Raw genomic sequence first — 12,010 nt, 5'->3', positions numbered from 1 at the left:
ATGCCACTGAACTTAACATGGATACGATGTCGCTAACTAAGAAACCTGACAATGCGGCATTAATGATGCACTATCTTGATTAACTTCATCAGACCTAATGAGATAGTCTCAGGAGGCTGACAGTATTTGCCGCTGATTGGTACCTTCCAGTAATGTGGGTTGAGGTGTAATGAGAGGCGTGTTTCAAGGATACCATCACCAGCCGAAATAACAAAAGGCAGCGTAGTGATCGCTGCCTTTGAAAGAGAGATACTCGTTGTGAGTGATTAACGTATAACAAGATAGAGTGTTCTATCACCGCGCTGTATATTCAGCGCCAGTATCGCTGGTGATTGCTCTAATACTGCTCTGAACTCGGCGATATTTCTGACTCGCTTACGGTTAACCCCAATGATGATGTCATCTTGTTGTAGTTGATAAGCTTCAGCGGTCGAGCCTTTTTCTACCTGAGTGATTTTAACCCCTTGAATGCTATCACTTGCGGTTGTGTTGGACAGCTCTGCACCGGTCAATCCTTGATGCAGATTATCCGCTTTGGTTTTATTAACCACTTGCTCTTCTAAGGTCACGGTGAAGGTTTTGTCTTTACCATCACGAACCACACCTAGCTTCACTTTTTTACCCGGTCCCAGTGTGGCGACATTGGCTCGCAATTCGGAGAAAGTATCGATTTTCCGGCCATTGATTGAGACGATGATATCACCAGCTTTAATTCCGGCTTTATCCGCTGCGCTGTCTGCGACGACTTGACTCACAAACGCCCCTTTGCTTGAGGTATAGCCTAAAGCTTCCGCCAGTTCAGAAGAAATCTCTCCCCCTTGTACACCAAGCATGCCGCGTTTGACTTCTCCAAACTCAATGATTTGATCGGTGAGGTTTTTCATCATATTGGATGGGATCGCAAAGCCAATCCCTACATTACCCCCATTAGGACCTAAAATAGCGGTATTAATACCGATCAATTCGCCATTGAGATTCACTAATGCACCACCAGAATTACCACTGTTGATCGCTGCATCGGTTTGAATAAAGTTTTCAAAATTTTCTAAATTTAAGCCGCTACGGCCCAGCGCCGAGATAATGCCAGAAGTCACCGTTTGTCCAAGACCGAAGGGATTACCAATCGCGACCGCAAAGTCACCGACGCGTAATTGATCGGAATCGGCGATTGGCATCTCAGTAAGATTTGTGGTGGTGTTGATTTTCAGTAAAGCCACATCAGACATCTGATCACCGCCAACCAATTCTGCATTAAATTCTCTGCCGTCATACAACTTGACGCGAATTTTTTCTGCATCATTAATTACGTGATAGTTGGTAACAATATAACCTTTACTGGCATTAATAATGACCCCAGAACCGAGCCCTCGAAAAGGGCGTTCTTGAAACTGTTCCGTTGGGAAATTAGGACCAAAAAAGAAACGAAATTGATCAGGGATACGCTGGCGAGCAACTTGAGTCCCCTCTACCGCGATACTGACTACGGCGGGTGTCACCGTTTCTAGCATCGGAGCCAGGCTAGGCAGTGTTTGGCCTTGTATTGCAATGGGTAATGCCGCATTAACCTGCAATGGTGTGATGAGGGAACTTAAGCTTAAAGAGAGAGCCGTTAAAACAAGCAAAGGTTTTTTCATCGTAACAATCCTCGTAAATAAATGCTTCATGAAAGTAATATTTGCCTTGAACAAAAAAACTTCAATAGGCTGAGTGAAAGTTATGACTTAAAAACCTTTACAAAGTTCATCATTGTGTTGCGAATTGAGTCTTCAGTACCCATTGCATGCTCCCTGATCAATCTATTGGAGGGAGCAAAAGGTTTAATTCACTTTACTGTGAATAACATCTGAAGAACGTAGGATGGTTTTCGGTTCATTTTTTAATAACCCGGTCGCCCCTTGTGCATAATCTTTAGGCGGCTGCTCAACGAGTTCTTGTTTTGGCTCGTTGTCTTTATGTTGAGCCATTTTTTTCATAAACGGATTATCTTGTTCTGGAAGATTAGGCTGTAGCTCTGTGGCTGTTTTCGCCATATGTTGATAGAGCTTGGTATAATCTTTGCCGAGTGTATCAAGCATTTCTGCGGTTTGAGCAAAATGATCAGCCAGCTCTTGGCGCTGTTGGTCCATGGCAAATTTTGCGTTATCCAGCTCTTTTTGCAGAGACTTTTGGTTTTTGTAGTTGTCAGCGGTCAAGCGTGCAATAACGACTCCGACAACCATCCCCACTATTAGGCCTACAACGGCATAAATCCAAGGCATAACGACTCCTTATTGTTGTTATTTAACATGTTTTTTACGGGTTGGTTACACATGCTGTAGTGACATGTTACTATGAGAGTGATATTCGATAAAGCAAAATGCATGTGCGCCTGATGGCAGTTTTTATTCCTTAGAGATACAGTAAGTAATCATGACACCGAAACAGCGATACGAACAAGATTTAAAACGCTCAGGATTTCAACACGATGCCGCGCAAGCTCTCGCCGTCGAGGCGTTGGATGCGCTCCATCATCAGTTATGTGAATTTATTAATCAACCGGTGGTTCGACCTTCGCGTTGGAAAAAATGGCTGGGTATTACATCACCGACGATGACCGTACCTCAGGGGCTGTATTTTTGGGGAGGCGTCGGGCGAGGGAAAACCTATCTTATGGATACCTTTTTTGATGCTTTACCGACCGAGAAGAAAATGCGCGTCCATTTCCATCGTTTTATGTATCGTGTGCATGATGAATTAAAGCAATTGGGCGAAATCAGCGATCCTCTTGAATCGGTCGCTGAAAAATTTAGCCAAGAAGCCGTCGTGATCTGCTTTGATGAATTTTTTGTCTCAGACATTACCGATGCGATGATCTTAGCCACTTTATTGCAAGGACTATTCGCTCGCGGTGTGGTTTTGGTTGCAACCTCGAATATTCCGCCAGCAGAGCTCTATCGTAATGGTTTGCAGCGGGCTCGTTTTTTACCCGCTATTGCACTGATTGAGCAGCATTGCCACATTTTGAATGTTGATAGTGGTGTAGATTATCGCTTGCGAACGCTACAGCAAGCCGAAATTTATCATTCGCCATTAGATGAACAAGCGCAGCATAATCTAGACAAGTATTACACTCAGCTAGTGAGTAGTGATAAAGAGTTCCAGACGCAAATTGCCATCAATCATCGCCAATTAACAGTGGTCAAAGCCAGTGATGGCGTATTGTATGCGACGTTTGCTCAATTGTGCCAAACGGCTCGTAGTCAAAATGACTATATTGAACTGTCTCGTGTTTATCATACCGTCTTACTGGCTGAGGTAATTCAGATGGGGCCACTCACTGAGGATGCTGCTCGTCGATTTATCGCTTTAGTGGATGAGTTTTATGAGCGTCATGTCAAACTGATTATTTCGGCGCAGGTGAAGTTAGAAGAGCTCTATGCTGGAGAGCGGTTAAGTTTTGAGTTTAAACGCTGTCAGTCAAGATTGATTGAAATGCAAAGCCATGAGTATTTGGCGAAAGCACATTTACCTTAAAAAGAGCCCAAAACGCTGCGCGACTATGTTGATTGAAATTGATGGTGACTATTCTCGATGCGGATGAACCTTCATTAATTCACTTTATGTAATGCTATTTGTTGTTTATTGACTGATTTTCGAAGCGAGATAGTGATTGGCAGAGTTTTTTGTGATTTTAAGCAAAAAAAGGTGATTTTTTCCGCTCTCTTCTCTATAATCCTGCAACCCACCGTTACTGCGGCCTTTTAGGCCAGAGTGCCATCCACTCGAAGGGGTGATGTCTGGGCTCTTAGACAGTGGGAGCAAATGCTCCTTTAAGTGTAAATTTTAATTAACGGGTTATTGTTAGCATGAAAACTTTCGTTGCTAAACCAGAAACTGTAAAACGCGACTGGTACGTTGTAGACGCTGAAGGTAAAACTCTTGGCCGTCTTGCAAGTGAAATTGCATCTCGCCTACGTGGCAAACATAAAGCTGAATATACTCCACACGTTGACACTGGTGATTACATCATCGTTGTAAACGCGGAGAAAGTTACTGTAACTGGTAACAAGGCTAAAGGTAAAATCTACCACCGTCACACTGAGTTCCCTGGCGGCCTGAAATCAATCAGCTTTGAAAAGCTGATCGATCGTAAGCCAGAAATGGTTCTTGAACTAGCGGTTAAAGGTATGCTTCCACGTGGTCCTCTAGGCCGTGCTATGTACCGTAAGCTGAAAGTTTACGCTGGCGCTGAGCACAACCATGCTGCTCAACAACCAAAAGTACTAGACATCTAATTGGGGATTTCGGAAATGGCAGAGAATCAATACTACGGCACTGGCCGTCGCAAAAGCTCAGCTGCACGTGTTTTTATTAAACCAGGCAGCGGCAACATCGTAATCAACAAGCGCAGTCTTGATGAATACTTCGGTCGTCCAACTTCGCGCATGGTGGTTAAACAGCCACTTGAGCTTGTTGAAATGACAGAGAAATTTGACCTATACATCACTGTTAAAGGTGGTGGTATTTCTGGTCAAGCTGGTGCTATCCGTCACGGTATCACTCGCGCTCTTATGGAGTACGATGAATCACTACGTCCTGCACTACGTGCTGCTGGCTACGTTACTCGCGACGCTCGTTGCGTTGAACGTAAGAAAGTTGGTCTACGTAAAGCACGTCGTAAACCTCAATTCTCTAAGCGTTAATCTTTTTCAAAGATTATCCTTCAGCTTCGGCTGGATTGTGGTTCGAAAAGCTCAGCATTTGCTGGGCTTTTTTGTATTGGTAATAACGGATTACATGGCGAGTGTTATTACGCTTAAGAAAGAACATTAGCGTGATGAGCACGAAATATGCTATTATGCCATGCTAATTTTTGATTATTCGAATCATCAATGGAGGCTAAGCCTCCATTGTTTTTATACTTGTAAGTGTGTGCTGGAGGGCTCCATGGCTGTCGCTGCCAATAAACGTTCTGTGATGACTCTATTTTCGAGTGCGTCTGATATGTATAGCCATCAGGTACGTATTGTGCTGGCTGAAAAAGGTGTCAGTGTTGAAGTTGAACTGGTTGATGAAGATAATCTGCCTGCTGAACTTATCGAACTGAATCCCTATAAGTCGGTCCCAACGCTGATTGATCGTGAGCTTGCGCTGTACGATTCAAAAATCATTATGGAATACCTAGATGAGCGTTTTCCTCATCCACCTTTGATGCCAGTTTATCCGGTCGCTCGTGGTAATAGTCGTTTAATGATCTATCGTATCGAAAGAAACTGGTATTCATTAGCGGATAAAGTGATTCGTGGTAATGCTAGCGAAGCGGAAGCGGCTCGTAATAAACTGCGTAACGACTTATTAACGCTTGCGCCGGTATTTGCCGAATACGAATACTTCATGAGCGAAGAGTTCAGCTTAATTGACTGCTATCTCGCGCCATTACTATGGCGTTTACCAGTCTTAGGTATTGAATTAATTGGTCCTGGTTCTAAAGAATTAAAAGTCTACATGAATCGTGTATTTGAGCGTGATTCATTCTTAGCCTCTTTGACAGAAGCTGAGCGTGAGATGCGCCTGTCGCGTTAATCGGTGTGTTATGGATATTGAAAAAATGACACCTCGTCGACCTTTCATGCTACGTGCGTTTTATGATTGGTTGTTAGACAATGAATTAACACCACACCTTGTGATTGATGCAACTCTGCAAGGGGTACGAGTACCGATGGAGTTCGTCCAAGATGGACAGATCATCCTCAATATCGCTCCTCGCGCGGTGGGTAATTTAGAGTTAGGTGATGATGAGGTCACGTTCAGTGCTCGCTTTGGTGGACGCCCTCACTTAGTGATTGTTCCTCTTTATGCGGTGCAAGCCATTTATGCCCGTGAGAACGGGGCAGGCACCATGTTTGAACCAGAGCCGGCTTATCAGCAAACGCTGACTCAGGTGACTGAGAGTGCTATTGCTGCTCAAGACAGTGGTGCTGATGAGCAACCTACCGATACTGAACCATCAAAACCTCAAGGTAGACCAAGCCTTCGAGTGGTTAAATAACCTTCGATGATAAAATACGATAATAAAAAAAGCAGCGATGACGCTGCTTTTTTTATTGGCGCGATTTATTATTTGATTAAGCTTAATCGGCGTATTCAAACGCTTTGATGACTTGCTTAACTCCTGATACATGACGTGCAACATCAGTCGCTATTTCTGCATGTTCTTGAGTAACGTAACCGAGCAAAAATACTTCTCTATTTTCAGTGATCACTGAGACTTTCACGCCGCGCAGCTCTGATTTAGCCAACAAGGCTGATTTGACCTTGGTGGTGAGCCAACTGTCATTACTGACTTGACCGACGGTTAACGGCGCTTGTATTTTGACTTGATTGTGTAAGTGGTTCACCCCTTTAAGTTGCTCGATTTGGCCAATAAATTGCTCGAGTAACTCATTGGTTTGCGATTGACCAATCAAGACTACCGTGCCTCGAAATGAGCTGGCCGTGATACGCATTTGACTACGGAAAGGCGGTTTATTACTTAACCCTGTGATTTCTAATTCAAGGTTTTTATCTTGCCATTGTTCAGTCGTTGAACGAGGATCTGTCGCAATGTTAACCGTTGCTGCCGCTCCTGCGACTAAAAAACCAGCACAGCCAGACAGCGGTAAGATAAACAGTAGGGCAAGTAGAGCGAATAAGTTGAACCGGGCGTTTTTCATGGGTTACTCTTCGTGAGCTGGAAACAACACTTGGTCAATTAAGTCACATAAACAGTGTAAAGTGACCATGTGCACTTCGTGAATACGGGCGGTGCGATGGGAAGGAATACGAATCTCGACATCATTCTCCCCAAGTAACCCTGCCATTTCTCCACCATCTTTACCCGTTAAGGCAATAATGGTCATATCGCGTGTCACCGCGGCCTCCATCGCTTTGATGATGTTTTTACTATTACCACTGGTAGATATGGCTAGCAGTACATCACCCGCTTGACCAAATGCTCGGACTTGTTTAGAGAAAATCTCTTGGTAATGGTAGTCATTGGCGACAGCGGTCAAAGTCGTATTGTCGGCGGTGAGTGCCATCGCGGGTAAGCTGGGACGCTCAGTTTCAAAACGATTCAGTAAACAAGAGACAAACTGCTGAGCATTGGCGGCCGATCCTCCATTACCACAGCAGAGGATTTTCTGACCATTGAGTAGCGTGACGACCATCGCTTGCGCGGCATGCATAATCGCATCTGGTAAGGCCTCGGCGGCGGCGATTTGAATTTGAATACTTTCAGTAAAGCTATCTTTAATGCTATCGAGCATTGATTGATTATCCTTGGGTTATTGCGTTTTTTATCCACTCAATGTGCTGACCGTTGTCATGAATGGCCACGACATCGAAACGAAAATCGGTATTATCGACACTGAGTCCGTGCTTGAGCATCCACCAATTCGCAGCTTTGATCAAGCGAGTTTTTTTATGCGAAGTGACCATCTCGGCGGCATGGCCGTAAGATTGATTTTTACGATATTTTACTTCAACAAAGACTAAGCAAGAGCCATCGCGCATCACCAGATCAATTTCGCCAACGCGAGTGGTAAAGTTTTTTTCCAGTAAACGTAGTGCGTGGCGGCTGAGGTAATCTGCCGCCACTTGTTCATAATGCAGTCCCGTATTTCGGCGACTAAAGAGCCCCATGCTCCGCCCAACTAATTTCACGCTGTACTATACAGTTTTGATCAATACCAAGCACACCAGTTTGGCCAGAAATGGTATATCCTTTGACGGCTTTCATCTGTGGGAGTTCCAACATCAGTTGATAGGCATCCATCCCGAGCGCTTGCAAACGACGATCGGCATTGGACGTTCGTGGCCAAAGTTCAGCCGCTTGAGTGGCAACTGCGTTACCAGACTCGATCAACAGTGGAATATCGCTATAAGTGATCCCGGTGAGATCTTCAAATTGACGACCTCCGCTGTTGCTGTTTGAATTAGAAAACAGCTTAGGAGGACGGGTATCTGGATTAATGGCGACCTCAATAAAAGGTTTGATCAACGTGAGGTCAGCAATACCCGCTGCAATGTATACCGCATCAATATCGCGTCGGCTACGAGGCTGGCTCTCTAAGCTGATACCCAATAATGAGTTCATTTGGGCAATATTCTGTTGGCTTGCTTGAAGAGCGAAAACGTTGTTGATATTGCGTTGTAACTGTCGTTTGTCACCAAATAAGTTCACCGCGACCTTATTGGTACTGTATTGACGCCATTCTTGATTGAAGGCTTCAACCACACGATCGCCGTAGCTACCCTGTGGTGCTAAAATTAATGGGTATCGGTAGCCTTGACTGAACAAATACTTGGCGGCTTGAGCAACTTCTTGCTCAGGAGAGAGTGTGAGATAGCAAGTTGTACTGGACGGCTCAATCTTGTCCGGAATATTCAGCGCTAAGGTTGGGATCGCTTGGCCGCGTTTTTTCTGAAAAGCTTGTAACTTTTCGATATCGCTTTTAATCAGTGGGCCAACGACAAAATCGACCTGTTTTTCTGCCAAAATCGCATCAACATTTTCTAAGCTTTCAGTATTGGTGTCCAAAATGGTCAGGGTGGCGTTAGGATCGCGCTGAGGATCGTTCATCATTGCCATGATAAAGCCGTCACGAATCAGCTCTGCTTGCTTAGCAAAGCGACCACTGAGTGGCAGTAGTAAGGCGGTGTGAGTAGGTTGAACGAGATCTAACGCTAAAATATCACTGATCGTTTGAGGGGTGTAACGAGCCGCAGGATGTGAGGCGTTTTCTTTTAGCCATTTTTCTAAAGTATTTTTTAATTGCGGTAAATCGCTACCGAGCGTTTTGACATAGATAGCCAGTTGTAACCAACCATCGAGAATCTCTTCATCCGCTCCAGTACTTAGCGTTGTAATGGTTGAGCTAGAGTACCCATCAAAATTCTGCCAAATTTGTTGTGCAATCATCGATTGCTGGTCAGGCGTCGAATGTTCATACAACCCAACGAGTTCTCGATTCGCGTCAAAGGCACGTTCCAGCGCGAGCAAACTGTCAGCCCTCAGCTGATAGTACTTCTGCCATTGTCGCGGGTCTAACCGCCAATCCGTAGGGAAACTGAGCCGCGATAAGACCGTTTGGTATTGCTGTTGATTAAAAGATAACTGAGCGCGAGCAAGTTGCCACTCTGCCTGTTGAGTCTCACTCAAGGTTTGTTTTGAGATACGGCGAATCAATAATTCTGCCTGTGCGGAATCATTGTCGGCAACGGCAGCTTTGAGTGCCATAATGAGCCAATCATTTTGTAAGTTGCCTTGGCTGCTATCTGCACGCATTAAATAGGTTTGTGCCGATAGCTGTGGTTTATCGGTGATCTGTACAGACGTTGGTACTGACGGTGTGGTTGAACAAGCCGCTAGCATGATTGCCAATGCAACGGGAGTGAGTAAGCGTGTTACACTGCATCTCTGATGGTTTTTCATAGCCATGGGTTCTTTCATTATTCCGTGTAAAATTGTCTCTATATTAATCGTTGAAGTGATGGTAAACAAATGACAGATAACAAAACCGTGTCCGCAGAGGGAGCAACCCTCTATATTGTCCCGACGCCAATTGGCAATCTAGGTGATATCACCCAACGTGCCCTTGATGTGCTTGCTCAGGTCGATGTTATCGCCGCTGAAGATACACGCCACACAGGTAAACTGCTTGCTCACTTCAATATCCAAACTAAAACGTTCGCTTTGCATGATCACAATGAACAGCACAAAGCTCAAGCATTAGTTGATAAATTATTATCGGGTCAGTCGATAGCGCTCGTTTCAGATGCGGGCACACCGCTGATCAGCGATCCAGGTTACCATTTAGTCAATCAATGTCGTCAAGCGGGTGTTAAAGTTGTCCCTCTTCCTGGTGCTTGTGCGGTTATTACGGCACTGAGTGCTTCTGGTTTACCTTCAGATCGGTTTAGTTTTGAAGGTTTTTTACCGGCGAAAAGCAAAGGGCGTAAAGATAAATTTTTAGAAATAGCCAAAGTTGAGCGAACGTGTATTTTTTATGAATCACCGCATCGAATCAACGAATCGTTGCAGGACATGCTGGAAATTTTAGGTCCGGATCGCCAGGTGGTTTTGGCTCGTGAGCTGACCAAAACCTTTGAAACCATCCAAGGGTTACCACTTGGTGAGTTAATTGAATGGATTAATCAAGATGAAAACCGCAAACGCGGAGAGATGGTTCTATTGATTCATGGTGTGAGGGAAACATCGAATCAAGCGTTACCGGAAGAGGCATTAAGAAGCTTAGCTATTTTAAGTAAAGAGTTACCCTTAAAGAAAGCGGCGGCCTTGGCGGCTGAAATCTATAACGTCAAGAAAAATGCCTTGTACAAATGGGGCCTTGAAAACTTAAATTAATGCTGGCTTTTTGAGCGGTTGCGTCGAATTATAGACGGGTTAGAGATTGTTGCTAGACAGCCTCTACGCTTATCTATAGAATCCGTGACCGGAGTTGACTGGGTAGCCGCTGCCTTATTGACGTCCCTTAACCTTGTGTTAGGGAGACTGATAAGGGGGAGGAAAGTCCGGGCTCCATAGAGCAGGGTGCCAGGTAATGCCTGGGGGGCGCAAGCCTACGACAAGTGCAACAGAGAGAAGACCGCCGATGGCCCTTTGGGGATCAGGTAAGGGTGAAAGGGTGCGGTAAGAGCGCACCGTGCGTCTGGCAACAGTTCGTAGCAAGGTAAACTCCACCCGGAGCAAGACCAAATAGGCTTCCACATAACGTTGCTCGCGTTAGGAGGCGGGTAGGTTGCTTGAGCCAGTGAGCGATTGCTGGCCTAGAGGAATGGCTACCGCCGCGCAAGCGGAACAGAACCCGGCTTATATGTCGACTCCACCTTTTCAGGCCCATCATAGCTTCGCGGTTATGATGGGTTTTTTGCTTTTTATTGACTTAGCTGATAGCAAAACCATTAAACTTAGCGCAATGTCACGTCCTGTCTATGCTTATGGGTAGCGGTCGAGTGTGAAAACGGTACACTAACTAAGCATCAATCGCGCTTTGTTCAGCGAAACGAGAATATTATGACTGAATCTTTCCAACACGTATCTGTACTGCTTCATGAATCCATCGATGGGTTAGCGATCAAACCGGATGGTATTTATATCGATGGGACTTTTGGCCGAGGTGGTCATAGCCGCACTATATTAGCTCAATTAGGTCCAGAAGGGCGCTTATACAGTATTGATCGTGATCCTCAGGCCATCGCTGAGGCGAGTAAAATTGATGATCCACGGTTTACGATTATTCATGGCCCTTTTTCTGGTATTGCAGAATACGCACAGCGTTATAACCTGCAGGGTCAGGTTGATGGCGTGTTATTTGATTTAGGGGTGTCATCACCACAACTCGATGATGCTGAACGCGGATTCAGTTTTATGAAAGATGGTCCGTTGGATATGCGTATGGACCCCAATTCAGGAGTTTCGGTCGCGCAGTGGCTATTAACCGCAGAATTGGATGATATTACTTGGGTGATTCGTGAATTTGGCGAAGATAAGCATGCAAGACGGATTGCTAAAGCGATCGTTGCTCATCGTGACAATCCAGACAACGAGCCACTGACTCGAACCAGTCAGTTAGCGAAGTTAATTTCGGAAGCGGCACCAAAAAGTTTTAAAGAAAAAAAACACCCCGCGACCCGGACTTTTCAAGCTTTCCGTATTTACATTAACAGTGAATTAGAAGAAATTGATATTGCTTTGCAAGGAGCCGCTTCGATTTTAGCACCGCAAGGACGTTTATCGGTGATCAGTTTCCATTCATTAGAAGATCGTATGGTTAAGCGCTTTATCCGCAAAGAGAGTAAAGGGCCCGATGTCCCACATGGTTTACCACTCACGCAAGATCAAATTAAAGCCTTAGGTAGTGCGAAGTTAAAAGCGATCGGTAAAGCGATTAAGCCAAGCGATCACGAAGTGGCGCTTAATCCGCGTTCTCGTAGCTCAGTGCTACGGATTGCAGAAAAGTTGTAATTA

General features: G+C 45.0%; 13 protein-coding genes and 1 other RNA gene. 8 read left to right on the top strand and 6 right to left on the bottom strand.

What is annotated here, in order from left to right; translation table 11 throughout:
• Positions 1 to 266: 266 nt before the first annotated feature.
• Positions 267 to 1,634 (bottom strand): DegQ family serine endoprotease, encoded by a 1,368-nt coding sequence (locus tag CAG60_RS09095; protein WP_004395972.1) that lies wholly within the window; start codon positions 1,632 to 1,634, stop codon positions 267 to 269.
• Positions 1,635 to 1,817: 183 nt separating this feature from the next.
• Positions 1,818 to 2,258, bottom strand: coding sequence for a Z-ring associated protein ZapG (gene zapG, locus CAG60_RS09090; protein ID WP_004395971.1), 441 nt, complete (start codon positions 2,256 to 2,258; stop codon positions 1,818 to 1,820).
• 151 nt (positions 2,259 to 2,409) lie between these two features.
• On the opposite strand from zapG, the gene zapE reads away from it, so the two are divergent.
• The 5 genes from zapE (at position 2,410) to sspB (ending at position 6,028) form a co-directional block, all read left to right on the top strand.
• Positions 2,410 to 3,513: a cell division protein ZapE gene (gene zapE / locus CAG60_RS09085; RefSeq protein ID WP_161438780.1), complete on the top strand. Its 1,104-nt coding sequence runs from the start codon at positions 2,410 to 2,412 to the stop codon at positions 3,511 to 3,513.
• 332 nt (positions 3,514 to 3,845) lie between these two features.
• A complete protein-coding gene (gene rplM, locus CAG60_RS09080) occupies positions 3,846 to 4,274 on the top strand; it encodes a 50S ribosomal protein L13 (RefSeq protein WP_004395969.1) in 429 nt (142 codons plus the stop codon).
• 15 nt (positions 4,275 to 4,289) lie between these two features.
• Complete coding sequence (gene rpsI, locus CAG60_RS09075) at positions 4,290 to 4,682, top strand: 30S ribosomal protein S9 (RefSeq protein ID WP_004395968.1); 393 nt, start codon at positions 4,290 to 4,292, stop codon at positions 4,680 to 4,682.
• A gap of 244 nt (positions 4,683 to 4,926) precedes the next feature.
• Positions 4,927 to 5,562, top strand: a complete 636-nt coding sequence (gene sspA / locus CAG60_RS09070) for a stringent starvation protein SspA (RefSeq protein WP_004395965.1) — start codon at positions 4,927 to 4,929, stop codon at positions 5,560 to 5,562.
• 10 nt (positions 5,563 to 5,572) lie between these two features.
• Entirely contained in the window at positions 5,573 to 6,028 is a 456-nt protein-coding gene (gene sspB, locus CAG60_RS09065) for a ClpXP protease specificity-enhancing factor (RefSeq protein WP_161438779.1), read from the top strand.
• Positions 6,029 to 6,110: 82 nt separating this feature from the next.
• On the opposite strand, the gene CAG60_RS09060 is transcribed toward sspB, so the two are convergent.
• Genes CAG60_RS09060 through CAG60_RS09045 form a run of 4 tightly spaced genes read right to left on the bottom strand, consistent with a single transcriptional unit; the run spans position 6,111 to position 9,454 of the window.
• Complete coding sequence (locus CAG60_RS09060; protein WP_161438778.1) at positions 6,111 to 6,692, bottom strand: BON domain-containing protein; 582 nt, start codon at positions 6,690 to 6,692, stop codon at positions 6,111 to 6,113.
• Positions 6,693 to 6,695: 3 nt separating this feature from the next.
• Positions 6,696 to 7,286: a phosphoheptose isomerase gene (locus tag CAG60_RS09055; RefSeq protein ID WP_004395962.1), complete on the bottom strand. Its 591-nt coding sequence runs from the start codon at positions 7,284 to 7,286 to the stop codon at positions 6,696 to 6,698.
• A gap of 7 nt (positions 7,287 to 7,293) precedes the next feature.
• Complete coding sequence (locus CAG60_RS09050; RefSeq protein ID WP_040904683.1) at positions 7,294 to 7,662, bottom strand: YraN family protein; 369 nt, start codon at positions 7,660 to 7,662, stop codon at positions 7,294 to 7,296.
• Positions 7,649 to 9,454 carry a penicillin-binding protein activator gene (locus CAG60_RS09045; protein ID WP_161438785.1) on the bottom strand — a complete coding sequence of 602 codons (1,806 nt, stop codon included), beginning with the start codon at positions 9,452 to 9,454 and terminating at the stop codon, positions 7,649 to 7,651. The genes CAG60_RS09050 and CAG60_RS09045 overlap by 14 nt, the downstream gene beginning before the upstream one ends.
• 69 nt (positions 9,455 to 9,523) lie before the next feature.
• Here CAG60_RS09045 and rsmI point away from each other — a divergent pair, with 69 nt between their 5' ends.
• The 3 genes from rsmI (at position 9,524) to rsmH (ending at position 12,007) form a co-directional block, all read left to right on the top strand.
• Positions 9,524 to 10,387, top strand: a complete 864-nt coding sequence (gene rsmI / locus CAG60_RS09040) for a 16S rRNA (cytidine(1402)-2'-O)-methyltransferase (protein WP_161438777.1) — start codon at positions 9,524 to 9,526, stop codon at positions 10,385 to 10,387.
• A gap of 90 nt (positions 10,388 to 10,477) precedes the next feature.
• An RNA gene (rnpB, locus tag CAG60_RS09035) (RNase P RNA component class A) lies at positions 10,478 to 10,871 on the top strand.
• 185 nt (positions 10,872 to 11,056) lie between these two features.
• Positions 11,057 to 12,007 (top strand): 16S rRNA (cytosine(1402)-N(4))-methyltransferase RsmH, encoded by a 951-nt coding sequence (rsmH, locus tag CAG60_RS09030; protein WP_004395957.1) that lies wholly within the window; start codon positions 11,057 to 11,059, stop codon positions 12,005 to 12,007.
• The last annotated feature ends 3 nt before the right edge of the window (positions 12,008 to 12,010 follow it).

This window comes from Vibrio sp. V33_P6A3T137 (genome assembly GCF_009904835.1).
GTDB lineage: Bacteria > Pseudomonadota > Gammaproteobacteria > Enterobacterales > Vibrionaceae > Vibrio > Vibrio metschnikovii.
This window is presented reverse-complemented; position numbering and strand designations above follow the sequence as displayed.